Here is a 25,525-nt window from a genome sequence, read left to right as displayed (position 1 = left end):
GCTTAAGAAGAGTAGTCGCTTCTTAAGCGTGCTTGTTATAAGGACCCAATTCTTTCTCGGAATAAACCGAACATCAGGACCGCCCTGAGCCACCAGCCCCCGGTGGATGAGGGCACTTTTAGCGGCTGGTTCCGATCTTCCACACACCGTCTTGCTTGATAAAGGGGATCAGGGCGGAGGTCTCAAAACCACCCTGCGGGCCAACGGAACATACGTCGACCTCGTTACGGTTGAGCTGCTCAAAGCGGATGTCTCCATCACCGCTTGCCATCACAAGGTAGTTCACGTCTTCGGGGACTTTGCCGCCGTTGAGATGCAAATCAGTGGTATCGATGCCGTAGTTCTGGGCGATGCTCTGCTCAGTGGCACCGGGGCAGATCATCGCGCCTGCTACCCACTCCGGACCATAGAGGTCGCTGAGCGATAGCGCAGTGGCATGGACACCGGAACTACTAATTTTACGCAGGGTGCTTTCCAAAGCTCCTTCTTTGTTGGTGGTCCCGCTCCGGCCATGTGCCATGGCGATCATCGCGATGATAACAACGAGAAAGGCAGCAATAATAGCGGCAAGTAGGCCACGGGCAAGTTTGTTCATGGGCTCGTAATGCTCCTGGATTGCACAATAGGGGTGGGTCAACCGTTATGGAAGCCTCTTGAGCTAAAACCGTACTACGTCAAGAGCATAGAGTGCTGCACCGACTGAGTTTTCTCTGAGTGCACAATACGCCCCGCATCCCCTTCATTAGTGCGAGGGGATGCGGGGCGGCGTCGATAAGCCTGTGTCTAGAGCAACAGAAGCAAAAGCATCTGGCTGGCCACGATCTTCCCGATCATAGCCGTGGGATACACCGTGGCATAGCCACGCGTGGCCAACTCGGTGCCGGTCTGCCCATTCAGATAAGAAATAATCGCTGGGTTCGTGGTTACACCAGCAGCTACCCCCATAGCCTCGTCCCACTTCAGCTTGAGCAACGGCATGCACACCGCTGCGGTAATCAGCGCAGAAGCTAACGTGACCACAAAACCTGCCGCGATAAGTTTCAGCGAAGAGGGGTCTGTCAGAGCATGGCGGAAGCCAACGCCTGCCGACGTTCCCACGCCCGCGAGGAAGATCGCTAAACCAAAAGTGCTGATTGTGCGGTTTGCGTGATACGGCAACGGCCAGTGAATAGGACCTGTGCGATGCACAGCGCCCAGGATCAAACCGACCACAATAGGACCGCCACCAAAGCCCAAAGACAAGGTGTTTCCGCCAGGTAGCGGAATCGGAATGGCGCCGACGAGCAGGCCTAGAGACAAGCCGATGGCGAAGGGAAGCAGATCGACGTCGGCAAGCTGTCGCTCCGAATCGCCAAGGAAACGACGCACCTCATTCATTCGATTCTTCGGCGCAATCACGCGTACACGATCGGAATAGTGCAAAACATCGTCGGCTTCTGGAACCACTTCAGCGTCGCCGCGGCGCAACCGCGCGATGATAAACCCAGAGCGCACAGTGTCCAGATCAGAGATTTTCCGCCCTACGACGTGCTTGCTGGAAACCGTCACCCGCAAATACTCAAGGTCGGTGTCTTCAATCTTTACGTCCACTGGCGCGCCTAGCTTGGCGATCGCCCGCTCTAATGCCTCAGTCGTGCCGTTAATCACCAGCACCATGCCCTCAAAAAGCCGGTCGCTGGGGGCTGCAAGCGAGTGGAAACTATCAGAATGCACCACACGGGTAGCGATGATCTCTTCACCAGCTATCGACGGAAGCTGAGCGATAGTTCCTGTGATCCGCGGGCCGATGCGCACACCAGTCCACTCCAGAGGATCCATCACCAGACCTTCTTCTTCCGCGTCCTTAGCGTGGTTAATTTTCAACACACGCGCGCCGATCGCAGCAACCAAGATGGAACCAATCACAGCACCGGGATAGGCCAACGAATATCCCACCACCGGTTCTGCTACGAGAGAATCGTCGATTCCTTCCAGAATCGCCACCATCGCGGCCATGCCGGGAGTAGACGAAATAGCTCCTGCGAACATACCTGCGCCCGCGGCGCGCGAGCCAAGATCAAACGTCGTGATAAGTGCATAAGAGATACCCATAAGCACCATCAAAAGACCGATCACGTACAGCGTGAGTTTCCAACCGCGGTGTCGGAACTCAGCAAAGAAAGCGGCACCGGCATTCAGGCCGATGGCATACACAAACATCGCAAGCCCCAGCTGGAAAATCAGCGGGGGCAGTTGCAAAGCTGGATGGATAGTAGAAAGGGCGAGTGCGACGAAGAGAACGGCCGCAGCGCCGAGAGAAATGCCGAATAGGCGGATCTTCCCCAGAGCTAGTCCCAACGCGAGGATGAGGACCAGAGTGATAAGGGGTTGCGTCGCAAGATAATCGAGCACGGCGCTTCGAGACTCCAATCTGAAAGTACAAGGACATGTTCACTCAGAAGCCAGATGCAATCGACGCGTAACGACGCCCACCGCTTCCCCACGGACGCTCATCCCAGCGCTCACAACAACTGACATAATTTTCAGGCAGCACAAGAATTTAAGGGATCATGGGGAAGCCAAAAATTCAGGGGTCGCTCAAAGCGAGGTCCGTTACCTGAAAGGTCAATCATAAAAAGGTTGACCTGCAACGTCAGTGTTCTTGTGCGCGGGGATTCACGTGGATCCGTCATGCCTTGTCAGGCCACGGATTCCTTCCATGTGCATGGTTTCTGCTCGTGAACAGACAACATTCTTATATGGGTTATCTAAAAACACAATTCCGTCACATCATTTTGTCAGCTGCGGCCAACTGTTCCGACCATGTCGTGGCCCGTACAAGCGGCCGGGCATCTTGCTGAGACGGCATCGAGAACGCCATGAAAGTCCACAAATCTAGAGAAACACCACCGTGAACTGGGGATACGTAGATTCTCCAACGAGTTGAGTCGATTAGGAAACTACTTTTTCCCATCGAATGATACGAGCCTCGGACTCAGGATTTTCCCGATGCGCGGTGGTACGGTCGATGGATATCCGCAGGTAGGAATCAGAAATCTGTTCCACAAGCTCGCCTCCCCACTCTGCCACAACCACTGCATCTTCGAGTTCTGTTTCCAAATCTAGCGAGTCCAATGCGCCGATAGGATCGGCGGCCCCGGCGGTTTCGTCGATAAGCCTGTACGCATCAACATGGATGAGCGCCGGTCCGCCCACAAGCGACTTATGCTCGCGCGCGATAACAAAAGTAGGCGAGGTAATACGCCCCTTGACCTGCAATCCTTTGGCTAGGCCTTGGGTGAAGGTGGTCTTGCCGGCACCGAGAGGACCGTCCAAGATAAGCACGTCTCCGGCTTCCAAAGCCGCGCCCAGTTGCTCTGCTAGGGCTTGAGTGTCAGCAGGTAGTTCAAGACGACGCTCGCCGCTGGAGGGGAAGGAATCTCTCATACTTAATGTGTCTCCTCTGACACTAGGAAAGCCGACGTGTTTTTCATCCTATATTGCTCACAATCCCAGTTTTAGGGTGATTTTTGGAAAATTCTGCAGCGCTATCATCACAATTTTATTGCACTGTTTCCGCCGCGTTAGTCGCTGGGCTAGTCCCTGTGCTCGAACACTCGCACAGTGCGACCGCAGGGTCGGCAAACAAGTTCATAGTTAATTGTCCCTATAGCCGTGGCCAGTTCCGTTGCCGTCATCCCTGTGGGGCCGAGGATAACTGCCTCATCATCTTGAGCCACACCGTAGGGATTCTCTCCTAGGTTCACCACAATCTGATCCATACACACGCGGCCCACTTGCGGATAGCGCCGGCCACCAATCGTGACTTCCAAGTGTCCTTGCGCCGAACGTGGCAAACCATCGGCATAGCCGACCGGAACGACACAGAGATACCCGTCCTGTTCCGCACGCCACGTGAGGTTATAGCTTGTCCCCTCCCCCTTGGCGATCGGTTTTACTACCGTTACCCGCCCAACCCAGGACATTGCCTCACGTAAGCCATGGTTTTCACCAGGAATTGGCTCGTGCCCGTAAAGGGCCAGACCGGGGCGAACCATATCAAAATACAAGTCTGGTCGATTCAGCGTCGCCGGAGAATTGGCAATGTGATTGACGGGCAGCTCCAGCCCTAGCGAGCGCCCAAGTTCAATCGCGGCGAGGAAAGCCTCCACTTGTTGTTCTGTCTCAGAAGAATCCGATTCATCCGCGCTGGAAAAATGGCTAAACACGCCTGTGACCTGAATATTCTCCGCATCCCGCAAAGAACAGAAAGCTTCTTCCCAATCCTGCTTATCCACTCCAGAGCGGTGCAGACCGGTATCCACTTTTACGGTGACGCGCACTGGTTTCTCGCCATAGCTTTCCGACGCCCGCACCAAGGCCTTAACATGCGCAAGCGAGATGGCAGCCAGATCGATTCCTGCAGCAATCGCCGCCCCAAGGTCTTGCTCCGGCGACCAAATCCAGGAAAGAATCGACGATTCTATCCCACCTTCCCTTAAAGCAAGGGCCTCCCTGATGGTCGCTACGCCAAACTGATCCGCACCATTGTCTTCCATAACGGTGGCTACTTCCACTGCGCCATGGTTATACCCATCGGCTTTTACCACGCACATCAGCTGCGCACCTTGTGCCGCAGCTTTGTCTTTAATCAGACGCGTGTTGTGTGCGATGGCATCCAGATCGATACGGGCCTCGAGCAAGTTCATGGTGAATCATTGTGCCACTGTTATTTTCCCCACGAATAACGACCACTACTTTTCAGGGATTTTCTCAGCAAGCTCCCCCAAAATGCCTCATCACAATCCACTGACAATACTTCTCACCCATAACACGTACTAATTTCCACTATCCTTGGACAATGTGGCTGATAAATTCTCAAAGCATCTAGCAACCCTATCCAAGCGCGGCCGGCATCGCGTTCTCGTTGGCGACCTCGATTACGCAGGTTTACCGGGGAAAATCTACACTCCGGCTGAGGGCAACGGACTTCCTGCCGTTGTATTTGCCCACGATTGGTTGAAGGATATATCCGTTTACCATGCAACACTAAGGCATCTTGCCAGCTGGGGTTTTGTCGTAGCAGCACCGAACACGGAAAAAGGTTTCTCTCCAAACCACCGTGGTTTTGCCGCAGACATAGAAACGAGCCTGCAGATCCTCACCGGGGTGAAACTCGGTAGTGGCAACATCACGGTAGCCCCTGGCCGCCTCGGAATTGTCGGCCATGGTATGGGAGCCGGGGCCGCTGTTTTGGCGGCAACCAACCGCCCACAGCTAGCCGCAGTGGCGGCTCTCTATCCCTCGCAAACCACCCCCTCAGCTGAGGTGGCGTCTCGTGGCGTCGAGGCACCCGGGCTGGTCGTGGGGACGGAAGACAATGCGCTCTTCGATTACGGTAACGCTGCCAAACTCGCGACGAATTGGAAGGGAGACGTCGCTTATCGCGAAATCGACGGCGCCTCCCATAACACGATCACTGAAGACACCCTGTTCAAGCTCGTCACCGGCCAGGGGCGTTCTAAGGCCGCTTCACGTGAAAAAATCCGTGGTCTTGTCACCGGTTTCTTGCTCCACCGCCTCACTCATGAGAACAAGTACTCGGCGTTCTCCGAACCTGAGGCAGAATCCAAGAAGATCACGTCGTATTGGGGCGATGCATTAGAAAAGCGCGCTCTTGTCACCGCCGACCCAGAAGCAATCTAAAGCCACACTCTTTACTTGCAAGAAGCCTCTCACCCGAGAGGCTTCTTTTCATATTCTGCGCAATACGCTTTTCACGCGACCGCGCCTTCTTCGGTAAGACATCTGCTCCCGTGGCGAACTTACGGTGCTCCTCTGATCACTCCGGAATTTTTCCGCCGCGCGGGTCTCTCCACGCTGTCTGACTTTCTCCGCAACCTCCTGCGACTTTTTCAATTCGCGTTCAAATTCTTCCATTCGCTTTGCCACGGTTGCGCGAAATTCCTTGGCAAACTCCGCATAATTATTGACAGTAACCTGTCGTTGCCTTTCCACATTCTCAACGCGTCGTTGAAATTCCTCTTCAGCGTTCACCATGCCCCGGCTTTCTTGATCCCGACTCCCTTATTTCCCTGCGGCACGCATTCTTGTTGATTGGCTATAAATTGCTGCTTATCCACGCCCCTCGGTTCTTCCGCAACAGGCAAAGGCACCTTCGATACTTTCGGTTCCTCCGGCCGCGGTTGTGGCGTAGGTTCTGGTACCGGCTCTTCGGGCCTCACTGGAGTTCCCTCCCCATCTGTCTCCCCGCAGTCAGGAATGCTATCCAACCACCCACAAGCTGCCTCAACCAGCAGGCTCAGTCCTATAAGCGCAACTCCCACTCCAAGCGCTCCTAAAACACCACACATCCCCTCATGATTTTCCCCACGATCAGGATGCTGCGCTGGTGCCACTGCCTCCAACGCTTGTTCCTTTTCCACGTTTTTCTGTCGTACAAAAGACTGTGGCGTTGTTGATTCCTGTGTGCATTCTTCCGCAGCCGCTGTGGCCCCTGCCAGGGCACACTCCGCCTGCGCTATCACCGTTATCGCCTGCCCTTTAGCTACACCAGAAGTCTCCCGTGTGTCTTGTCGTCCGCATTCTTTGCTTAACGACGCCCCCAGCTGGGCATAACACGACTCAATAGCTTTGTCCCGGTCTGTGCAGGTTATGGCTATTACTTTGGCGGCAGAGTCTATGCAGTCGGCTCCGGCTTGAACGCAGTGAAGAAAACCGTGCGGGTCTTCCTTTTTATCTATTGCGGCTATGTGCCCAGACAGCTTCTCGATGGCCACGGTCAACTGGGATAACACGGTAGCTATGGTCTTATTCGCATGTGCATCGACGTCGTCGATAGCGTCCCCAGCGTGGTTAGCTTCCTTGGCAAGGTTCTTAGCACCGATCAGCCCTCCCAGCCATGTCGAGGCAAGATCCATAAGCCCACTAGCGATAAGCGTCATAGCACATTGTTTCACCACGTTGAACAACACAGACCATAATTTGTTCTTGGCAGAAAAGTTAGTTTTCCCCACGGACTCAGCAGCTGCTTCGCGCAGAATCTTAGTATTAAGTCCCTCTGTGCTCGACGCCACTTTTTCCATCTCTGAGCTGCTCACTACTGGGCCAGAATAGGTTCCCTCTGAAACCATCCGCAGCAAGTTAATTGCTCGTTCATACTGTCTAAGATCGGGTTGAGCCATCAGTCCTCCCCTAATACGCACAAGAATCCCATTGCTATGCTCCGCTGGCTTTGAGGCTTGCAGAATGCGTGCGGTCGGCGTCGATAAGCTTCTGCACATCAGACAGTGCTGTGGTAACCCCCACCTGAAGCCGCTGCAGCCGCATTCCGTTACTGTGATGAATCAGCCGCAACGCCTCAGAAATCTTTTCTCCGTGGTGAGCAAATGCCTTTCCTAATGCCTCCGGGTCAAGCTCTGGCGGCTTTCCATGCTTGTGCTCTTGGCGATCAAGTTCCCTAATAAACCTTTTAATGATCCCCACTACGATAGTCGGCTCAATGAGCACGTCAAACACAAAATCCCCCTCCAAACGTCATCATGCTTATAAGGCTTAGACGTATGAAAGGGGGCCTGCGGTTCCAACTACTAAATTTTTGACACTAATGCTGCTAATTCACCAGCTATTCGACGCGCCGTCTCTTCCTCAGCAGCTTCCACCATGACGCGGAAAAGCTCTTCCGTGCCTGAGGGGCGCAACAATACACGCCCGGTCTCACCGAGCTCATCGGTAGCACGCTCTAGCGCCGCCGCAACTTCTGGATGGTCCCGGATTATGGCTTTGTCAGAAACCGGCACGTTAATAAGCACCTGTGGCAAAACTGTCATTGCCTCGGCAAGCACTTTCAGTGATAGTCCTGTCTCTGCCATGCGAGCCATGAGCGATAAGCCGGTCAATGTGCCATCTCCGGTCGTGCCATGATCTGGCAATACGATATGGCCTGATTGTTCGCCGCCCAGGCTATAGCCGCCAGCATTGAGCTCTTCAAGCACATAGCGGTCGCCGACTTGAGTAGTCATGAGAGTAATGCCAGCGTCTTTCATCGCCAGGCGCAGTCCCAGGTTGCTCATCACAGTAGCCACGAGTGTGGATTTGCGCAGCTCGCCATTCTCTTTCATCGCAAGTGCAAGAATCGCCATGATCTGATCGCCATCCACAACATTGCCTTCTGCATCAACGGCTAAGCACCGGTCAGCGTCACCATCGTGAGCAAGCCCCAGATCCGCGCCATGTTCCTGCACCGCTGCTGTGACCTGATCTATATGGGTAGAACCGCAGTTATCGTTAATGTTGTAGGCATTGGGATGGTTGTGGATAGCAATGACCTTGGCACCTGCTGCGGAGTAAGCCAGCGGAGCTACCTCGCTTGCTGCACCATTAGCACAGTCCACTACCACCGTGATGCCCTCAAGCGATTGCGGGATTGCACCTTTCAGATGCTTCAGATAGCTTTCCTGCGCGTCTACGGCCTCTTCTATTACGCGACCAATGCCGTGCCCCGTGGGGCCACCATCTGAGATGGTCTCCATGACCGTCTCGATCTCGTCTTCCACCGAATCCGGAAGCTTATGTCCACCTTTGGAAAAGAACTTTATGCCATTATCCGGCATAGGATTATGGCTAGCGGAGATAACAACGCCCATGTCTGCACCATAAAAATCTGTTAGGTACGCAACCGCCGGAGTTGGCAAGACACCTACTCTCAGCACATCCACCCCCCGGCTTGCCATTCCGGCGGCCAAAGCTGCTGCCAGCATCTCGCCAGACACACGAGGATCGCGTCCAACCACAGCGACTGGGCGTCGGCTGGTGCTGCGGTTGTCTTTGGTCAATACCTCGGCAGCTGCAGCCCCCAATTTCAACGCTAGAGAAGCCGTAAGTTTTTTATTGGCAAGGCCGCGGACACCATCAGTTCCAAAGAGTCGAGTCATGCGTTCTATTATGCACGCCTAGCATTATGTTCTTATAGTTGGCTCCCTGAGCACTGCACAGTATTTATATAGCTCCCTGTTGATCGCTGTCCGCCGCGCTCTATCGCCATCTGTGTCCCGTTGCCCGGCGCTATGCTTGAGGGCTCTGGTTGTAGGTATCTCCCGCTGACTGTGCTTCTAGGGCTCCTGCACAGCCAACCGAAAACGGCGAAAGCCGCCCCACCAAACGGTGAAGCGGCTTGAACCAGCGAAAAAAGATTAACGCTTGGAGTACTGCGGGGCACGACGTGCCTTGTGCAGACCAGCCTTCTTACGCTCGACGGCACGTGCGTCACGGGTCAGGAAGCCAGCCTTCTTCAGGGCTGCGCGATCTGCCGGGTTGTAGACGTTGAGTGCACGAGCGATAGCCAAACGGAATGCACCCGCCTGGCCGGTCGGGCCGCCACCGGTGAGGGTAGCCTGGATATCAAACTGACCATCGCGATCAATGAGAACGAGAGGAGCCTTGATCAGCTGCTGGTGCAGCTTGTTCGGGAAGTACTCCTCCAAGGTGCGGCCGTTGCAGGTGAACTGGCCGGAGCCCTCAACCATGCGAACACGGACGATGGCACGCTTACGGCGACCAACAGTCTGAATCGGGCCTTCGTGCAGAACTGGAGCTGCGGTCTCGACCTCAGCCTCAGGTGCAACGACGTCACCAATGGTGTTGGTGAACTCTTCAGAAGCTGCAACTGCTGCGGCGATGTCCGCTGCGTCTGCCTCGAAGTTCTCGGTTACGTTCTGATCACTCACTGGGCCACCTGCTTGATCTCGTAGGTCTCGGGCTTCTGAGCAGCGTATGGGTGCTCAGAACCTGCAAACACGTGAAGCTTCTTTGCAGAAGCACGGGAAAGACGGTTGTGCGGCATCATGCCACGGATGGATTCCTCGATCACGCGCTCTGGGTGAACCTCAAGGGAGCGTCCCAGCGTCATGGTCTTCAGACCACCCGGGTAACCGGAGTGACGGTAGCGCATCTCGCGCTCGCGCTTGTTGGAGGAAATGTGAACTTTGTCAGCGTTGATAACGATAACGTGATCGCCGCAGTCAACGTTCGGTGCGAACTGAGGCTTGCCCTTGCCACGCAACAAATCAGCTGCGTGTGTAGCAAGACGACCCAAGACCACGTCAGTGGCGTCGATGACGTACCACTTGCGGGTGATGTCACCGCTCTTCGGGTGGTAAGTAGACACTGATGACTCCTTTTAAGTCTGTCTAGAACTGCCAGCCAGGTGTTATTCAAGAGGAAATCACGAACGGCGGCCGGTGGTGACCCGATCGTGGACTGCTGCACCGCGTCAACGGAGCTCTGAACACACAGGCGTTTAACATTACGCGATCTGTGAACGTTAGACAACTTTATTGAGAACACAGAAAAAGGGGCACACGACGGTCGTAATAAGTGTCGTATGCCCCCCAGTTCAGCGATGACGGAAGAAGTGCCCATTCTTCTAACCCGTACTCATCACAGCCTGCCTTGGTTTTCTTTGTGACCAGCTACGGGTTCCGCCATCGGTACTCAATCGCGGGCTATCCCCACGAAGCAGCTGCGGCTCTATTTACCTCGCTCATTCTCTCGTTTCCAGCTCGAACTGTCTGGGAAATCGTAGACAAAATTGTATTGAGCTCATACGCTGCCTGATCCCATTGGGATTGAGCCTCTTGATATGCCAAAGCGGAATCTCCTTCCCATGTGCTTACCATCGGACGAATACTGGTCTTGAGGTCTTCAAGTAACGAGCTCATTCGACCCGACGTAGATTGGATGTCCCCCGCTGCTCCTTCAATGGCAGCAAATCCATACTTAATCATGTATATCGTTTCCTTGTTTCAGGTTTCAGCAGATAGCTAAGCGTTTTATAGAGCAAGCCCCTGTGCCCCCACGGAGGCAAAAGCTGCTTTGTTATCGGTTTCTGTTTGGTCGAATGAGGCTGCATTACTACGGATGTTGTCTGAAATAGATTGCAGCGCCATACGCAGCTTGCCTGCCGATGCGTCCCACCTCTGCATTAAGTTGTCAAAACTTACCTGAGCAGCACCCGCCCAAGAACCCCGAATTCCATCGACGATTCCTCGCAGTCGAGCAAGTTCCGATTGCACCTCGGCATTAGTGTTGTCCACGCGACCGGCGGTAGCCATCATCACGTCAGCTTCCGTTCTCAACTGACCGGACATAATCCCTCCCCATAAATTGTGTGTATTTTCTTCCCCTACGCGGGATTCCTATCAGCTGCCATGACAGCCTTGATCTTTAGACGTAGCGTTGCGCCTTTTTGGTTCCCGCTTTTCTCTTTTTCTTCTGAGTCTCAGCTCCCACTCCCCCTTCCACCCAGCGTCAAGAGCTACGCACGGACACGCTTTCTACCGCCTTACGGCATACTGCACGCTGAGGAATAGTGGACATCCGCTTACTGTGACACCCAACGGAATACACGTATCCATTATCTACCCAAGACCACCAATGCGCATAGGATCCATCCCCAGGACGCTCTTCATAGGAGACCAGGCGGGTTGGCTTAGTTATTCCCAGAGTTTGTCCATGTGTCAGCGTGGGATCGTGGGTGATCATTGCATCTAGCTCCGCATAGATAGCCTCTACGTCAGTTGAACCCACGGGGTCTATGGACAAGAAGATCCGAAGTTCTGGATCATCGCCGGTCGCTATAACCATTCCGCTCGTTCCTTCTTTTTCCGCCAAATGGTAATCGCTAGGTAAAAGCACTTGTATGCGAGCGTGGTGCAAAACCACATCATTACTGGAAGACGAAGCCCCGCTTGTCGTTGGTACTGGTCTCATCTCAGAGTGGGTACCCTGTGCGCCCCTCTGCTCTTGGTCCCCCACGCTTTGCACCGGTGTTACTCCCGTAGAGGGAGATGTAAGATCTTTTCCCATTGCCCACCAAGACACCACGGCTACTGCGATAACGAGCACCACAAGTAAACCGTGAAGAGGATGCAACTTCTCCGCTAGTGATATGTGACTAAAGGATAAAGTTTTCGCCCGAATAGTTTTTCTCCGCGCATCGTGCTCTTCGACGTCCGGTTGAGGTTCACACGTGTACTCAACGTGATCGCTTTTTATAGGTTCTCGCTTTGTATAAGAAGCCTCCCTAGTCGATGCTGCTTCCACTGAGACTCCGTGTTCCGACAACTGTTCGGCGAGAATCTCTTTTACTGTTGCTTCCGCAATAATCTGGATTGTTACTGCAGGCCACTGAGGCAACAACTGCTTAGCTTGTTCGACGATTTTGTCAAGCGCCCATCCCTCCGTAACCCCGGCACTCGTGAGGTCATAACGAAAGGCATCTTCTGTAGCTTCAAAAACTGTTGCGGTATCCAGGACGGTAATCACCAGGTCATATGGTTTATTCATGGCGTTCCCTCACAACCTCCCCCACCGTTACACATGCAGCTTCCTGCGAACCATCGGTCTGAGTAGTTAAATACGAATCTGCAACAGCTACTTGGAACACTCCCTTGTTGCTGCCACGTTCCACTACAATTCCGCGGCCCGGAGGCTGCTGGCTAGGGCGTATCCCCCATAGAGGTCCGTCATCTCTATCACCATCGAGAATGATAGCCGTGGGCTGTTGGTCCCTAATTTCCGTGAGAAACGGCTGATACAAAGCACGCTGCATACCTCCAATTTTTCTGCATGCCACCACGTGCAAACCAATGTCTTTTGAGTGCGGTAGAAGCTCAACCAGTGGGTACAGGCAACTGTCGGGAAGGATATCGAGATCGTCGATAAGCAAAAATATGTCCGGACCGCACCACCAGGAACGATTTTTTAGTTGCTCCGCAGTCACATCCGAACTAGGCAAACGTGAACGAAGAGTCACAACCGTATCGCTGATCATGCTTTCTGTGGTCTGGGATGTCGCAGAATACGCCGCGAGCATGTCCTCCTGCACCGCTCCCAGGTGAGCCCGCCGGTGATCGATCATCACGATGCGAGCGTGCTCCTTCCCCATAGCTTCAATTCCTTTGACGATCGTGCGCATCAATGTGCTTTTTCCACAGCCTTGATTGCCTACGCACAACAGATGGCTCGAATGTTGAGGATTCCACGTCAGTGGAGTGAGCTTTTTGCCGCCTAAGCCAAGAGGGATTCCCTGCTTTTCGACGTCCACCGCCAGCTCCGAGACTCCTACCAAGGAGGGGAGCATCCTGAGCTCGGGTACAGCACTATCTCCCCTATCTATGCAGGCTGATGCCGCTTGTTCCAGGTCTGCCGGTGTGGATAGCGCAAAGAGGATGTGCTCCTTATCCGTATTCAGACCTCGGCCAGCAGCAAGCGGAAGTTTGCCTTGTGCTTTTCTATCAATGAGCGAATCCAAAGGCTCTGCCAGCTTGAACTCAATCCTCTGCGGTATCAGGTCTCGGATCTCGGGACGCAGCGCAGTCCATCGCGGAGTTGAGATCACCAGATGAACATGTGCGGCTAGCCCGTCGGAGGCAATACGAGCAAGAGGTTCAAGCAGATCGTCGAAGGCCTGACCCACCACGTGCCAACCATCGACAACAAGAAAAGTGTGGCGTTCTTCAGGAGAATCGATGAAGGATACGACCTCGTCTATGATCCTTCGCACCTTTTCTGCCTCAGTGCGGTGTGCAATCCCAGCTACATGCGGCAATACTGATGTCGAGGCAAGGCCTGTTCCAGCGAGGTCCAATACATAAAACCGAAGGGTGCGCGTCGAATGCGAGATGGCCAAAGATGTCATGATCGTACACAACGCGCTACTTTTCCCGGTCTGCGGCCCACCGCAGAGTGCGGCATGTCCGCTTTGTCCGAGGAAATTCATGATCAACGGGTCCTGACGCTGCAGATATGGACGATCGATAATGCCGACCGATGCCACCAAGGACGTCTGGTTGAGGTCCAAAGAGTTGAGACTCATGGACTTTGGGAGCGGTGGGAGCCATATACGATGTGCTCGCAGTTGTTCTTGCGCTGCAGCTTGCACACTGGCAGAGACGATGGCGTCGACAAGCGTGGTCCCTCGAGCATCAGTTTTCTGTTCTGCTTGTCCTGATTGTTGCCCAGAGTCTTCCCATCCAGTCCACAGCCTCACTGAGCGGCCTCTATTGTGTTCGACGTTAAAGTTCTGCATGGGGCCTGACACATAGGACGCCCTGAAACGTTGCAGTGAGCCTGCACCAGTAGAAAGAAACCCGACACCTGGTTGATTGGGCAGCTCGTAGGCATCAGGCACTCCCAGTATTTGGCGGGATTCTGCAGCAGAAAACGTCTTTAAACCAATCCGGTAACTCAGATGTGAATCCAGTCCGCGCAGTCTTCCTTCATCGAGTCGTTGGCTCGCGAGCAGAAGGTGTATATGCAAAGATCGACCTAAACGTCCCACTGCCACAAAAAGATCGGCAAAGTCGGGGTGCTGTCCCAATAACTCCGAGAACTCATCAACGATGATGAGCAGCGCCGGCATGGGAGCTAGCTCTGGTCGGTGCTGTCTCGCCGCAGTGTATTCACTGACGTTGCTCAAGTTTCCGGCCTGGCGCAGAGTCTCTTGGCGTCGATTCATCTCCCCCGAGATCGCATCATGCATGCGCTCCACAAGCACAGTTTCTTGAGCCAAGTTAGTGATTACGGCAGAGGTATGGGGTAATCGGTCTAGTCCTAAAAAGGTGGCGCCACCTTTGAAATCTACAAGCACAAAATTGAGATCTTCCGGGCTATGAGTTGCAGCAAGGCCCGCGACCAACGCCCTCAAGAGTTCCGATTTTCCGCTACCTGTAGATCCCAAGCACAGACCATGCGGCCCCATCCCACCGTGCGCCGATTCCTTAATATCGAGCACCACAGGCTTCCCCGATGAGTTGAGCCCAAAAGGAATACTCAGTCGCTTGTTCTTTAACCCTCCGATTTTCCGGCGGCGCCACAAAGATCCCACGTCAAGCTGCCCGGCGGCGCCACGAATTCCTAAGAGCGCACGCAGATCAGAGGAGGCCGTGCTCTCGGATTCCGCCCGTTTATACCTGGTCAGGATTCTTGCAAGGAGCAATGCCCCACTGCTGGTCAAGGTTTCAGGAACACCGATGTTCTCGACACCTTTTTCTGTAATTACCCCAAGACTCGAACCTGCCTGCAGCACAATCCCTTCTTCCTCAGCCCGCAGGCCTAGATCTGAGTCTGGGTGTGCGTCAATAGCAATAATCACGTCCCACCGGCTCGCACCAGATGCCTCTATTTCCTGGCTCTGTTTGTCCCTGCAATCCACAATGGCGACCCGATGCTGTGCGCTTTGTGGTGTTCGACAATGCGGAAACCATTTAACAAAAGACCAATCATCATCAGAACCTGGGACGCCCCTCGCTACGGTATTCCCTACGATGAAATCTATACCCACGGCTTCCGGACCATGGTGAAAGCACAGCTGCGCGACGATAGCACGGACTAAACCATGCGCGTCATCTCCTAAAATATTGATAACTCGAAACGCCTGTAACTGCATAGTCAGTGGCATATCGTGGACAGAGCTCAAAGCCTGAACCGTCGAACGTAGCGACACCGCACAGACCGGATCCAAATCTTCTGCTGCACCCGAATCCGGCACCTCAAATGGAGTGCATAACGCGGTGCTTCCAGTGCCAATGCGCACTTCTAAAGCATCGGAGGCATCCCCCAACCGCTCCCACATCCGCTCAGTTCCTGCCATCGACCACAACTCATGCGACGAAGGATGCCGGTATAACTCATGTGTTCGCTGTGCATTAGCATTGTCCGCTGCTTTTTCGCGCAAAGCCACCAAGTGTCGTAGATATGTTCTGCGCATCTCCGCTGTGTCTTCTCCCGGCGCGGGAGAAAACATCATAAGCAAGGACATCCCCATCATGAGCGGCAGAGTGAGCATCATTGGGTTTAATGTTCCACCTGAAATCACCAATAGCCCGACCATCGCGATGACCGCGCCCACCATAGCTAGCGGCATGAGCATCTTGAGCAGCGGCACAGATTGCGCACGCACGGCTTCCGGGACAGGCTCCGGTTGCAGAGTTCCTACTGGAAGCGGTGGCGCGGGCAGCCGTTCATCTGCGCTGAGCTGTGGAATTATCCCGTGATCGATCTGCTTACTGGGTGTATTTTCCTGCGGTGACGTAGGCATGCAAGAGGGTTCTTCCCTTACCAAGATCTGCTGTTCAGCAATGTGTTCGCCATCGTTTTCCTGGATAGTCGATACGGCGGCACGCACCATTTTCCCCCCTTGTGTGCACGTGGAAAAGTCACTTCCCCGGTTCCCCTTTGACGGCCCCACCCGAAGTTCCCCCTTGGGCTAGACACTGAAGCGATCATAAGTCAGGATGGACGGTACTTGGTAGGGGGTACCAACAAAGAGGGGGGATTTCTTTTGATAGATCAAGATATTCGGCTTCATTTCCGCATTGAAACACCTGGGGATCTCACGCCAGCTGTTTCCTGCGTTAACGTAGATATTTCCGTCCCACGGTCATCTGCATTGGTAGAGGTCATCCCGGATATTTTGTCGCTCGCGGGAGTAGAAGCGGGGACTACGCCGTGGCAATCTATCACGGCTTCTGGAGTGCGTATCGATGCCTCCGCTCCCCTTCATGCTACGAGCCTTCCTGACGGTGCGGTTGTCCTTCTGCGGCCACGCCAAGCGTCGAAAGCTCCTGTTGTGCGTGACTCTGCGGAAACCCTCGCGCAAAGCAGCAAAGATTCTCTTCCTCCACGTGGTATCGCTACTGCTACAGAGGCCTTGGGGATTATGGGTTGTGTTTTTCTCATCATGCGCATAGACGCGCTCGGGCCACCCGCATTCCGCTGGTTGATCCTGTGTGGTTTAGCAATGCTCGCGTATGTATGGACCCGCAACCCCCTGGTGTTAACAGCGTTCTCCGGTTTTTGTGCCTTCGCAGCAGGTTCTTTTGTTGTGCCTTTCTCAGTATCAGAGGCGAGAGCATCTGACATCGCAGCAGCGGTCTTAGCAGCCGATATAGCGCTCATAGCAGGTTCGCTCTCGCTGCATGTGCTTGCTTCTCGACGCCTACCCCGCACCATCACAGCCTCGTATGAAAAGCCGATCGACCACTTACGGACTCTCAGCGCGATCATCTCTTTTGCGCTATCGACTTCTCCTGTAGCTGCGGCGGGCTGGCTCTATCAATTTCCAGAATCACAGCCACACGGTTGGTTTTTAGGCGCGGCTAGCGCAGTAGTTGCATGCGCACTTACTGTGATAGTCCTGGCCCCAACTGTGGCAGTCAAGTTAGCTGGTGTTGAGGTCCCACGTCTTCCCAGCGCGGGTGAAGATCTGAGCGTCGCGGACTCGCAGACTTCACCTCAATGGCTAAAACATCAAGCCAGGAAATCCCTGTTGCTGTTGGAGGGCATAGTGGTGGGGGCGTCGGCAAGCGCTGCCCCGGCACTATTAGTTATTGGTTATCTAGCAAACGGCAACGGATTCGCCTTTGTGCTCTGCATATGCGTCATTATCTGTACCGCAGCGCATTCGCATCGTCATGCAACCGGTGTATCGGTATGGATGCTGTGGTTGATCTCCCTCGGCGGAATTCTCGGATTGTCTCTAGCCACTGATGTTTCCGTTCAATGGCTAGTGATAATCCCCTTATCCGTCTCGTTGTGTGCTCTCACCGCTTCCTTCTGGGCCAAACTTTTGCCTCGATTCACACCCGTTACTGCGCTATGGATCGGCAGATGCGAAGCCTTGGCCCTGGCCGCGGTATTTCCGTTATCGTGCCAACTCATGGGGGTATTTTCCCTGATCCGGGGGCTGGGATAACTATGCACATCTTTCGGTTTTCCGGCCTGGCTTTCGCTCTGGTGATCATTGTTCTTTGCCTCGGTTTCTGTCCACTGGCTTACGGTCAAGAACACTCGTGCGCTCAAGCAGCTCATGCGTCGGCAGAAAATGTCCGCAACCAAGCAGCCGTCTCGCAGAAGTTTCGCCGGGCCCACCGTCACGCCACCGGCGCTGGCATTCGAGTCGCGATAATCGATACCGGTGTCGCTCCCCATCCGCGTCTTGGTCTGGTAGAAGACGCGGGCAGCTTTGTCAACGACGGCACACGTCGCGGCGGCCTTTATGACTGCGACGCCCACGGCACTATTGTCGCCGGAATTATTGCAGCACGCGATGGCCCCGACGGAGTGGTAGGGGTAGCGCCTGCCGCAACGATCATCTCTATCAAGCAGACCAGTGTGCGGCAGGAATACTCGACTCGCACAACTCCTGCGGGGAATCTCTCTACGCTGGCTCAGAGCATACATACAGCTATTGACCATGGTGCACACGTGATCAACATCTCGGTGGTGTCATGTGTGCGCCAAGGAACCCTCGTAGAGCTTTCCGAGCTACATACAGCCCTTGACCGCGCTGAGAGGTCAAACGTCATTGTGGTTTCCGCCGCAGGAAATGCAGGTTCTGGTTCATGCGAACCAGGCGATCATGTCTACCCAGCTCACCTAGATACAGTGCTGGCTGTTTCCGCGTTACATGGCAATGGATTTCCTACGCAGTATTCCTTACCTGCTCCACATCCGATGCTCAGCGCCTTGGGCCACGTCGCGGCAGCGTTATCGCACGAGGGTGATGCGCTATCCCAGGGAACCCACAAAGATCGCGATGTTGTGCCTTTTGAGGGAACTAGCTTTGCTGCCCCCATTGTTGCCGGCACCGCCGCGTTACTCCGGGAGCGCTATCCACAGGCCGTTGCTGCTGACATCAGGGCTTTGCTGTATCACAGTGTTGATCCTATGACCGGAGCCGTCGACCCTGAGTTAGCTCTTACTCAGATTTTTCCACGGACTTCCCCACAGCCACACCCATCACTCGTGACAGTGTCTCAACCGAGCCGACATGAAGCACACGGGCGGCTGATCGTTGCTGTTGTGACGTCGTTATTGCTCATAACGCTTACGTCCACAGCGCTGTTGCTTTCGCGTATGCATCCGCGATCTGATCACTATCTGGCAAGCTAGCCGATCAGCATACGCACTATGGGGTCTAGAAACGGTACAAACCCCAATTTCCATAGCAGTAGAACAATCGCGATTCCAGCGATCCAAGCAGCCACTAAAGTGCCGGCTATCAGAGAATAACGCGTCCTTTTGGGTTGCACGTGGTACCAGGAAAAGAAGCGATCGTAAAGCCTCACACCCCATGCTAAAAGGCCGCTTGCCCAGTGCAATTCCAAGGATAAAATTCCGATTCCCACAAACACGGTAAGCCATCCAGGCCCGGGAAAAGGAATGGTAATAATCCCCACGATAACGACCAACCATCCAAGAATGAGAACGGTGGGTCGTACAAGGAATCCAAAACGATGGCGTTTAAGACTCTCATGACGCTGATTGATGTGAGCAAGCTTGTCCGCAACTGCGTCACGCATCGAGCTCATGCGCGTTCCTTTCCTCTTGCGGGCATGGTGATAAAACGTATATGTGGTCCTTCGAAAAATTTCAGACTCGAAGGAAAAGTCTACACACTAGTAGAGCGGTGTTAATGCGGCTTCCTTGCTCAAGGTAGTTCCAGATGGCAGCAGTCGGAGAAGAAACCATGACACACGCTGTATCGTGCGAATGCCTAAATGCTCTAACACCGCATTATGTGCCAGCTGATGGCGCAGACCATGCTCAGAAATCAGATGTACTCCCGCGCCTGTTTCTACAGCTACAGTCCCTCCGGTGCCCACAAAGTGCGTCGCCACAGAGTCTCCCGAAAGTTCGACTGCAGACGCAGACGCCGTAGCAGAACTGGTGAGTCCCACAGAGATGCTCGATTCCATATCTGTGTGGGCAAACGACACCGATATGCAGGTATCTGTTTTATGAGGATTTTGCCAACGCAACGGTTTCTCGGGCAGCGCTATCTGAAGTTCTATGTCAGGTCGCGCTGTCATCTCTGTTCGCGAGACGGTTTTGAGTTCCCAACCTACATCTGTGAGAACATCCTTTTGCAGAGGGCTAATGCGCACAACTCCCAAGTCATTCTTTAGCCAGTATTCGCCGTCGGCTACAAAAAGTTCCAGATTCCCCACGGGGAGGTGGAACTGGGGTGACTCTGGAACAATAGCCAACACGTCTGGCGCAGGGTTCCACCGTGGCGTCGCAAAGTCAATGCCGAGTCTTCGCCGAATGCTCCTGCCCTCGGGAGTCTCAGGTGGTGGAAGAAGCCTCCTAGTTGCAGCGGTGACCACCACGTCGCCTGCCGGGCTCGTTGCTAAAAGGGCTTCGTCGTCCCCGAGTTGTGGGGCTTCGTCAAAAGCAGTGGCGTGATTGATGAGGAATGTTGTCCGTGGGGAATTCGACTCGGTTGGTGCAGGAGTAGAAGTACAGACTTGCCAGAGGGGCTCTGTCCTGGGGGCTTCGTTGAAGACGCTGGGTGCGTCTGCGATCCCGATGGGGACTGCTATGCGTTTGGTCTTTAGTACTGAATCACCAACTTTGACCGGCGTGGACGATTCCTCCACGGCAAGCCGTGCGGACGTCAGATTGGTCACCGGGTGCAGTTGTTCTCCGACGCGCACAAAGAGGTCACCTCGTTGCGAGGACAGGATACGTGCGTCGCCGGGATCGGGGTTCGGGCTAAAAAGTGCTAGTGCGCCTGCGCCTAATGCCACAAGCCCAACCGCGCTGAGCCCAAACGCCAGGGCGCGGCGCAGCCTACCTAGCGGATCATGGATCATGCGGACGTCGCCAAGCAAAAGCCCTAGCTCTATGCGCCGAACAAGAAACCTATGGCCTGAGACTTGAGCCTTTGTTGCAGGGGCGATGCCTCTGCGTTGAACTGCGTTCTCGTGGGGAGTTTGTGTTGTTGTGTCCATGGCATCCGTCCTCATGCGCATAGGGAATTGGCTAGACAGCCCCTGGGAATGGGCCATCTAGTTAGACGGATGCGAATGCCTTAGTGGTTCCCTGAAATATCGCCAGCGGTCCGCACTGCACGGGTAACGTCTGCGCGAGCCAGCAACTCGCTGTCCACGGGGTAATCGACGCCCACCAGGCTTAGCCCTTTGGCTGGTGCAACGGGAACGCGGGAGGAACGAGAGGTTTCTGTGAGCAAAGAATCGGCGAATCCTTCCGGCCGTTTCCCCTCTCCGATGACTAGACAGCTGCCGACGAGTGACCGGACCATGGACCAGCAAAAGGCGTCAGCAGTGACGTGGGCTTCATAGAGCTGTGGTTCCAGCGGAGTGGAGACGTCGTGCCATGTGAATTCTTGCAGGTCGCGGATCGTTGTTGCGCCTTCTCGATACTTGCAAAAGGCCGCGAAGTCGTGCAGACCGATAAGGACGTCTGCGGCTGCTTGCATCGCATTCATGTCGATCTGCTTCGGCCAGTGCGCTGTGTCCGTTGCACGAGTAGGAAGAGCGCCTCGCGGGTGGGTGGTCAGGCGGTAGACGTAGTGGCGTCGTAAAGCAGAAAACCGCGCGTCGAACCCTTCCGGGGCTCGCGTGCACGCGTGGACTCGCACGTCCTCGGGCAGCAGGCGAGCCAGGCGTCGTACCAGGTTGCACGGGTCGCCGTCGATACTGCGAGTATCCAGCGCAGCCTCCGGAACATCAAAGTGCGCCACCTGCCCCGCAGCATGAACTCCGGCATCTGTGCGGCCTGCCACGGTCAGTTGAATCGGATGTCTAAGAATAAGCTCAAGCGAATCCTCGAGCACTCGTTGCACCGTGCGCAGCTGGGAGGTTCCCTGACGCGCCCACCCATGAAAATGAGTGCCATCATAAGCCAGATCGAGGCGAATACGCACAGTTAGCTGGTTGGTCTCCATATTGTTATTCCTCCACGAAGCAACACTGGTTGCTTTTCGACGCCCACCTCAACCCCACATTCTCTCAAGCACAGGGTCGAGCGCATTCTAATCTAACAAAGGGCACGCCTGCGACTGCTGCCCCTATAGCAAAACGTCCCTCATCTGCTTTTATCAGCGATGAGGGACGTTTTATGTCCAGGCGTTAAAGCCTTAAAGACTACTTCTCTTCTGCAGCCTCGTCGGTGGAGGTCTCTGCAGCGGTCTCCTCGACTGCTGGCTCCTCTACCTTCTCAGCTTCCTTGGAAGCAGCTGCGCGGGTTGCGCGGCTTGCCTCTGCAGAAACAGTCTCCTCAAGAACGAGGGAGATCTGGCTCATAGGAGCGTTGTCACCCTTGCGGTTCTCGAGCTTGATGATGCGGGTGTAGCCACCCTCGCGGTTCTCGAACTTCGGAGCCAACTCGTTGAACAGATGTGCAACGACGTCCTTGTTCGGAACGAGCTTGAGCACGTTGCGACGATCCGCAACAGAGCCGCTCTTAGCCTTGGTGATCAGCTTCTCTGCGTAAGGACGCAGAAGCTTAGCCTTAGCATCGGTGGTCTTGATAGCGCCGTGCTCGAAAAGCTGTGCCGCAAGGTTCGACAGAATGTGCTTCTGGTGGCTTGCGGAACCGCCGAGACGGGCGCCCTTCTTAGGGGTAGGCATTGTGTACTCCTCGTGTACAAGTTTTATTGAGCGCTTGGGACCTTGGCCGCAATGGTCAGGCCCCTACTGGGCTTCTTACTCGGAATCTTCCAGATCCGTGTCCACGTAGTCGCCGGTAGCGGCGTCGTAGCCCTCGAGTTGGGTGGGATCAAAGTCCTCAGGAGAGTCCTTCAGGAACAGACCCAAGCCAGCGAGCTTGATCTTGACTTCGTTGATCGACTTCTGACCAAAGTTACGGATATCCAGCAAATCCGACTCGGTGCACTCTGCAAGCTCACCGACGGTGTGGATCTCCTGACGCTTCAGGCAGTTGTAGGAGCGAACGGAGAAGTTCAGGTCCTCGATTGGCATGCTGTAAGCAGCGATGTACTCAGTCTCTTGCGGAGAAGGACCGATCTCGATGCCCTCAGCGGCGGTGTTCAGCTCACGTGCGAGGCCGAACAGCTCAACCAGGGTCTTGCCAGCAGACGCAAGAGCGTCACTCGGAGCGATAGAGTTCTTGGTCTCAACATCGATGATGAGCTTGTCAAAGTCGGTGCGCTGCTCAACACGAGTAGCTTCGACCTTGTAGCTCACCTTGAGCACCGGGGAGTAAATCTGGTCAACAGGAATGCGACCGATCTCGTTGGTGCCTGCGTAGAGAGAAGCCGGGACGTAGCCACGACCGCGCTCGACGATCATCTCGATATCAAGACGACCCTGCTCATTTAGCGTCGCAATGTGCAGATCCGGATTATGAATCTCCACACCGGCAGGCGGCTCAATGTCGCCAGCGGATACAACGCCAGCGCCTTCCTTACGGAGGTACATGACAACCGGCTCATCAGAGTCGGAAGACAGAACCAGACCCTTGATGTTCAGGATGATGTCAGAGACATCTTCTTTCACACCGTTGATCGTGGTGAACTCATGAAGAACACCATCGATCTTCACGCTGGTCACTGCAGCGCCCGGGATGGACGAAAGCAGGGTACGACGCAGCGAGTTACCAAGGGTGTAACCGAAACCCGGCTCAAGCGGTTCGATAACGAAGCGCGAACGAGCGGAATCAACGTATTCCTCGGTGAGGGTGGGGCGCTGAGAAATGAGCATTTAAGAACTCTCCTGTGAGTGACGACCGCTATTTGACGTCTATAGGCGGAAAGGATGAAAGGACTTAAAGAAGATTCCTGTCGCGTCCTGCCCCGCGGCCTCCACAGTATGGAAGCCACAAAGCAGGAGAACAGAAAATTACTTCGAGTAGAACTCGACGATGAGCTGCTCTTGCAGCGGAACGTCGATCTGAGCGCGCTCTGGCAACTGGTGCACGAGAATGCGCAGGGTGGACGGAACGACCTGCAGCCATGCTGGCACAACTGCGTCGAGGAGGTTCTCCTGAGCCTCTTCGAACCAGATCATCTTACGAGACTTCTCGCGAACATCGATGATGTCGTACTGAGAAACCTTGTAGGAAGGAACGTTGATCTTCTTGCCGTTCACGGTGAAGTGTCCGTGGGAAACGAGCTGACGTGCCTGGCGGCGCGTGCGTGCGAGACCTGCGCGGTACACAACGTTGTCGAGACGAGCCTCAAGCAGGATGACCAGGTTGTCACCGGTCTTGCCCGGGAGACGGTTAGCCTCTGCGTAGTAGCGACGGAACTGCTTCTCCATAACACCGTAGGTGAAGCGAGCCTTCTGCTTCTCCTGCAGCTGAAGCAGGTACTCAGACTCTTTGATGCGTGCGCGGCCAGCCTGTCCCGGAGGGTAGGGGCGACGCTCGAATGCCATGTCTCCGCCGACGAGGTCGACGCGGAGGCGGCGGGACTTACGGGTTGCTGGGCCGGTATAACGAGCCATTGTAAGTTACCTTTCCTTTCCTATTAAACGCGACGACGCTTCGGTGGGCGGCAGCCGTTGAACGGCTGAGGGGTGACGTCGGAGATGGAGGTCACCTCAAGGCCGGCAGCCTGAAGAGAGCGGATAGCGGTTTCGCGGCCCGAACCTGGGCCCTTAACGAATACGTCAACCTTCTTCATGCCGTGGTCCATTGCCTTGCGAGCAGCGTTCTCAGCAGCAAGCTGAGCTGCGAACGGGGTGGACTTACGGGAACCCTTGAATCCGACGTGGCCGGAGGATGCCCATGCGATGACAGCACCGGACGGATCCGTGATGGAAACGATGGTGTTGTTGAAGGTGGACTTGATGTATGCGTGGCCCTGAGCCACATTCTTTTTAACTACACGACGACCAGTGCGGCGAGCCGTGCTGCGAGTCTTAGGAGGCATGAATTACTTCTTCTTTCCGGCGATCGTCTTCTTCGGACCCTTACGCGTACGTGCGTTGGTCTTGGTGCGCTGGCCACGGACGGGCAGGCCACGGCGGTGGCGCAGACCCTGGTAGCAGCCGATTTCGATCTTGCGGCGAATGTCGGCCTGAACCTGGCGGCGGAGGTCACCCTCAACCTTCCAAGTTGCTTCAATGACGTCACGAAGAGCAGAAACCTGCTCGTCAGTGAGGTTGTCAGTGCGCAGGTCCGGGGAGATGCCGGTCTCCTTGAGCAGCTGGGCGGCACGGGCAGGGCCGATACCGTAGATGTAAGTGAGTGCAACCTCCATGCGCTTGTTGCGCGGAAGGTCAACTCCAGCTAGACGTGCCATAAGGGCAGTACCTTTCCGGTTGTTACGGTGGTTTTCTCCATGCTCGTCCTTACCAAACATCACTTTGCCCGGACGGATGCCGGACGATGGGATGAGATGCGCAAGGCTTTGGCCACCGCGGCCAAAGGTGTGGGTGATGCCGAGGCATCAGTGAAGCATGGAGGCTTCAAAAGAAATAAACGACTGAGTCGAATTATTTGTAGCGGTAAACAATGCGACCACGGTTCAAGTCGTAAGGAGAAAGCTCCACGACTACGCGGTCCTCAGGGAGGATACGGATATAGTGCTGACGCATTTTGCCACTGATATGAGCAAGCACTTTGTGTCCGTTATCGAGTTCGACGCGGAACATTGCGTTGGGCAAAGGCTCGATAATACGACCCTCAACCTCGATTGCGCCTTCCTTAGCCATAGCCTCCACATTCCTGACATCGGTCCTGAAAATTTGGT

General features: G+C 54.8%; 26 protein-coding genes. 3 read left to right on the top strand and 23 right to left on the bottom strand.

What is annotated here, in order from left to right:
- Positions 1 to 118 precede the first annotated feature (118 nt).
- From CKV68_RS08915 to alr, 4 genes are all read right to left on the bottom strand, one after another.
- Positions 119 to 595: a hypothetical protein gene (locus tag CKV68_RS08915; RefSeq protein ID WP_013910849.1), complete on the bottom strand. Its 477-nt coding sequence runs from the start codon at positions 593 to 595 to the stop codon at positions 119 to 121.
- Positions 596 to 783: 188 nt separating this feature from the next.
- Positions 784 to 2,391: an aspartate:alanine exchanger family transporter gene (locus CKV68_RS08910; RefSeq protein WP_029974641.1), complete on the bottom strand. Its 1,608-nt coding sequence runs from the start codon at positions 2,389 to 2,391 to the stop codon at positions 784 to 786.
- 540 nt (positions 2,392 to 2,931) lie between these two features.
- Positions 2,932 to 3,426, bottom strand: coding sequence for a tRNA (adenosine(37)-N6)-threonylcarbamoyltransferase complex ATPase subunit type 1 TsaE (tsaE, locus tag CKV68_RS08905; RefSeq protein ID WP_013910847.1), 495 nt, complete (start codon positions 3,424 to 3,426; stop codon positions 2,932 to 2,934).
- A 149-nt stretch (positions 3,427 to 3,575) separates the two neighbouring features.
- Entirely contained in the window at positions 3,576 to 4,688 is a 1,113-nt protein-coding gene (gene alr, locus CKV68_RS08900; RefSeq protein ID WP_014525355.1) for an alanine racemase, read from the bottom strand.
- Positions 4,689 to 4,842: 154 nt separating this feature from the next.
- Between alr and CKV68_RS08895 the strand changes: the two genes are divergently transcribed.
- Positions 4,843 to 5,685, top strand: coding sequence for a dienelactone hydrolase family protein (locus CKV68_RS08895; RefSeq protein WP_095076043.1), 843 nt, complete (start codon positions 4,843 to 4,845; stop codon positions 5,683 to 5,685).
- A 48-nt stretch (positions 5,686 to 5,733) separates the two neighbouring features.
- Here the strand turns inward: CKV68_RS08895 and CKV68_RS08890 are convergent, their stop codons facing one another.
- From CKV68_RS08890 to eccCa, 10 genes are all read right to left on the bottom strand, one after another.
- Positions 5,734 to 6,039, bottom strand: a complete 306-nt coding sequence (locus CKV68_RS08890) for a hypothetical protein (protein WP_029974640.1) — start codon at positions 6,037 to 6,039, stop codon at positions 5,734 to 5,736.
- Positions 6,033 to 7,184 carry a hypothetical protein gene (locus CKV68_RS08885; RefSeq protein ID WP_095076042.1) on the bottom strand — a complete coding sequence of 384 codons (1,152 nt, stop codon included), beginning with the start codon at positions 7,182 to 7,184 and terminating at the stop codon, positions 6,033 to 6,035. Before CKV68_RS08885 ends, CKV68_RS08890 begins: the two co-directional genes overlap by 7 nt.
- 34 nt (positions 7,185 to 7,218) lie before the next feature.
- On the bottom strand, positions 7,219 to 7,518 hold the full coding sequence (locus CKV68_RS08880; RefSeq protein WP_095076041.1) for a hypothetical protein: 300 nt from the start codon (positions 7,516 to 7,518) through the stop codon (positions 7,219 to 7,221).
- Positions 7,519 to 7,589: 71 nt separating this feature from the next.
- Entirely contained in the window at positions 7,590 to 8,933 is a 1,344-nt protein-coding gene (gene glmM, locus CKV68_RS08875) for a phosphoglucosamine mutase (RefSeq protein ID WP_054249486.1), read from the bottom strand.
- Positions 8,934 to 9,191: 258 nt separating this feature from the next.
- Positions 9,192 to 9,725 carry a 30S ribosomal protein S9 gene (rpsI, locus tag CKV68_RS08870; protein WP_013910840.1) on the bottom strand — a complete coding sequence of 178 codons (534 nt, stop codon included), beginning with the start codon at positions 9,723 to 9,725 and terminating at the stop codon, positions 9,192 to 9,194.
- The gene (gene rplM, locus CKV68_RS08865; protein ID WP_013910839.1) at positions 9,722 to 10,165 is read right to left on the bottom strand and encodes a 50S ribosomal protein L13; all 444 of its coding nucleotides are present in this window, start codon (positions 10,163 to 10,165) and stop codon (positions 9,722 to 9,724) included. The genes rpsI and rplM overlap by 4 nt, the downstream gene beginning before the upstream one ends.
- A 337-nt stretch (positions 10,166 to 10,502) precedes the next feature.
- Positions 10,503 to 10,784, bottom strand: a complete 282-nt coding sequence (locus CKV68_RS08860) for a WXG100 family type VII secretion target (RefSeq protein ID WP_013910838.1) — start codon at positions 10,782 to 10,784, stop codon at positions 10,503 to 10,505.
- A gap of 45 nt (positions 10,785 to 10,829) precedes the next feature.
- Positions 10,830 to 11,147, bottom strand: a complete 318-nt coding sequence (locus CKV68_RS08855) for a WXG100 family type VII secretion target (protein WP_013910837.1) — start codon at positions 11,145 to 11,147, stop codon at positions 10,830 to 10,832.
- Positions 11,148 to 11,307: 160 nt separating this feature from the next.
- Positions 11,308 to 12,345: a type VII secretion-associated protein gene (locus tag CKV68_RS08850; protein ID WP_095076040.1), complete on the bottom strand. Its 1,038-nt coding sequence runs from the start codon at positions 12,343 to 12,345 to the stop codon at positions 11,308 to 11,310.
- Complete coding sequence (gene eccCa, locus CKV68_RS08845) at positions 12,338 to 16,189, bottom strand: type VII secretion protein EccCa (RefSeq protein ID WP_095076039.1); 3,852 nt, start codon at positions 16,187 to 16,189, stop codon at positions 12,338 to 12,340. The genes CKV68_RS08850 and eccCa overlap by 8 nt, the downstream gene beginning before the upstream one ends.
- 153 nt (positions 16,190 to 16,342) lie before the next feature.
- Between eccCa and eccD the strand changes: the two genes are divergently transcribed.
- The gene (eccD, locus tag CKV68_RS08840) at positions 16,343 to 17,755 is read left to right on the top strand and encodes a type VII secretion integral membrane protein EccD (protein ID WP_095076269.1); all 1,413 of its coding nucleotides are present in this window, start codon (positions 16,343 to 16,345) and stop codon (positions 17,753 to 17,755) included.
- A 2-nt stretch (positions 17,756 to 17,757) separates the two neighbouring features.
- A complete protein-coding gene (gene mycP, locus CKV68_RS08835) occupies positions 17,758 to 18,954 on the top strand; it encodes a type VII secretion-associated serine protease mycosin (RefSeq protein WP_095076038.1) in 1,197 nt (398 codons plus the stop codon).
- On the opposite strand, the gene CKV68_RS08830 is transcribed toward mycP, so the two are convergent.
- The 9 genes from CKV68_RS08830 to infA all read right to left on the bottom strand — a co-directional run bounded on the left by CKV68_RS08830 (position 18,951) and on the right by infA (position 25,487).
- A complete protein-coding gene (locus tag CKV68_RS08830) occupies positions 18,951 to 19,373 on the bottom strand; it encodes a TIGR02611 family protein (protein WP_013910832.1) in 423 nt (140 codons plus the stop codon). The genes mycP and CKV68_RS08830 overlap by 4 nt on opposite strands.
- Positions 19,374 to 19,460: 87 nt before the next feature.
- Positions 19,461 to 20,819 carry a type VII secretion protein EccB gene (gene eccB / locus CKV68_RS08825; protein WP_095076037.1) on the bottom strand — a complete coding sequence of 453 codons (1,359 nt, stop codon included), beginning with the start codon at positions 20,817 to 20,819 and terminating at the stop codon, positions 19,461 to 19,463.
- Positions 20,820 to 20,878: 59 nt separating this feature from the next.
- Positions 20,879 to 21,754 carry a tRNA pseudouridine(38-40) synthase TruA gene (gene truA / locus CKV68_RS08820; protein WP_095076036.1) on the bottom strand — a complete coding sequence of 292 codons (876 nt, stop codon included), beginning with the start codon at positions 21,752 to 21,754 and terminating at the stop codon, positions 20,879 to 20,881.
- 199 nt (positions 21,755 to 21,953) lie between these two features.
- Positions 21,954 to 22,439, bottom strand: a complete 486-nt coding sequence (gene rplQ / locus CKV68_RS08815) for a 50S ribosomal protein L17 (RefSeq protein WP_013910828.1) — start codon at positions 22,437 to 22,439, stop codon at positions 21,954 to 21,956.
- A gap of 75 nt (positions 22,440 to 22,514) precedes the next feature.
- Positions 22,515 to 23,531, bottom strand: coding sequence for a DNA-directed RNA polymerase subunit alpha (locus tag CKV68_RS08810; RefSeq protein WP_013910827.1), 1,017 nt, complete (start codon positions 23,529 to 23,531; stop codon positions 22,515 to 22,517).
- 138 nt (positions 23,532 to 23,669) lie between these two features.
- Entirely contained in the window at positions 23,670 to 24,275 is a 606-nt protein-coding gene (gene rpsD / locus CKV68_RS08805) for a 30S ribosomal protein S4 (protein ID WP_013241248.1), read from the bottom strand.
- Between the two features lie 23 nt (positions 24,276 to 24,298).
- Positions 24,299 to 24,703: a 30S ribosomal protein S11 gene (gene rpsK / locus CKV68_RS08800; protein WP_013241247.1), complete on the bottom strand. Its 405-nt coding sequence runs from the start codon at positions 24,701 to 24,703 to the stop codon at positions 24,299 to 24,301.
- A 3-nt stretch (positions 24,704 to 24,706) separates the two neighbouring features.
- The gene (gene rpsM, locus CKV68_RS08795) at positions 24,707 to 25,075 is read right to left on the bottom strand and encodes a 30S ribosomal protein S13 (RefSeq protein WP_013910826.1); all 369 of its coding nucleotides are present in this window, start codon (positions 25,073 to 25,075) and stop codon (positions 24,707 to 24,709) included.
- A 193-nt stretch (positions 25,076 to 25,268) separates the two neighbouring features.
- Entirely contained in the window at positions 25,269 to 25,487 is a 219-nt protein-coding gene (gene infA / locus CKV68_RS08790) for a translation initiation factor IF-1 (protein ID WP_013241245.1), read from the bottom strand.
- Between the last annotated feature and the right edge of the window lie 38 nt (positions 25,488 to 25,525).

It is taken from the genome of Corynebacterium ulcerans (assembly GCF_900187135.1).
GTDB lineage: Bacteria > Actinomycetota > Actinomycetes > Mycobacteriales > Mycobacteriaceae > Corynebacterium > Corynebacterium ulcerans.
Note: the sequence above shows the minus strand (reverse complement) of the source record. Positions and strands in the feature narration are given on the sequence as shown.

Excerpts from the sequence above, each read along its gene's own strand:
- CKV68_RS08915 (WP_013910849.1), bottom strand. The coding sequence starts at position 595 with ATGAACAAACTTGCCCGTGGCCTACTTGCCGCTATTATTGCTGCCTTT.
- tsaE (WP_013910847.1), bottom strand. The coding sequence starts at position 3,426 with ATGAGAGATTCCTTCCCCTCCAGCGGCGAGCGTCGTCTTGAACTACCT.
- alr (WP_014525355.1), bottom strand. The coding sequence starts at position 4,688 with ATGAACTTGCTCGAGGCCCGTATCGATCTGGATGCCATCGCACACAAC.
- CKV68_RS08890 (WP_029974640.1), bottom strand. The coding sequence starts at position 6,039 with ATGGTGAACGCTGAAGAGGAATTTCAACGACGCGTTGAGAATGTGGAA.
- CKV68_RS08885 (WP_095076042.1), bottom strand. The coding sequence starts at position 7,184 with ATGGCTCAACCCGATCTTAGACAGTATGAACGAGCAATTAACTTGCTG.
- glmM (WP_054249486.1), bottom strand. The coding sequence starts at position 8,933 with ATGACTCGACTCTTTGGAACTGATGGTGTCCGCGGCCTTGCCAATAAA.
- CKV68_RS08860 (WP_013910838.1), bottom strand. The coding sequence starts at position 10,784 with ATGATTAAGTATGGATTTGCTGCCATTGAAGGAGCAGCGGGGGACATC.
- CKV68_RS08855 (WP_013910837.1), bottom strand. The coding sequence starts at position 11,147 with ATGTCCGGTCAGTTGAGAACGGAAGCTGACGTGATGATGGCTACCGCC.
- CKV68_RS08850 (WP_095076040.1), bottom strand. The coding sequence starts at position 12,345 with ATGAATAAACCATATGACCTGGTGATTACCGTCCTGGATACCGCAACA.
- eccCa (WP_095076039.1), bottom strand. The coding sequence starts at position 16,189 with ATGGTGCGTGCCGCCGTATCGACTATCCAGGAAAACGATGGCGAACAC.
- mycP (WP_095076038.1), top strand. The coding sequence starts at position 17,758 with ATGCACATCTTTCGGTTTTCCGGCCTGGCTTTCGCTCTGGTGATCATT.
- CKV68_RS08830 (WP_013910832.1), bottom strand. The coding sequence starts at position 19,373 with ATGAGCTCGATGCGTGACGCAGTTGCGGACAAGCTTGCTCACATCAAT.
- eccB (WP_095076037.1), bottom strand. The coding sequence starts at position 20,819 with ATGCGCATGAGGACGGATGCCATGGACACAACAACACAAACTCCCCAC.
- truA (WP_095076036.1), bottom strand. The coding sequence starts at position 21,754 with ATGGAGACCAACCAGCTAACTGTGCGTATTCGCCTCGATCTGGCTTAT.
- rplQ (WP_013910828.1), bottom strand. The coding sequence starts at position 22,439 with ATGCCTACCCCTAAGAAGGGCGCCCGTCTCGGCGGTTCCGCAAGCCAC.
- CKV68_RS08810 (WP_013910827.1), bottom strand. The coding sequence starts at position 23,531 with ATGCTCATTTCTCAGCGCCCCACCCTCACCGAGGAATACGTTGATTCC.
- rpsD (WP_013241248.1), bottom strand. The coding sequence starts at position 24,275 with ATGGCTCGTTATACCGGCCCAGCAACCCGTAAGTCCCGCCGCCTCCGC.
- rpsK (WP_013241247.1), bottom strand. The coding sequence starts at position 24,703 with ATGCCTCCTAAGACTCGCAGCACGGCTCGCCGCACTGGTCGTCGTGTA.
- rpsM (WP_013910826.1), bottom strand. The coding sequence starts at position 25,075 with ATGGCACGTCTAGCTGGAGTTGACCTTCCGCGCAACAAGCGCATGGAG.
- infA (WP_013241245.1), bottom strand. The coding sequence starts at position 25,487 with ATGGCTAAGGAAGGCGCAATCGAGGTTGAGGGTCGTATTATCGAGCCT.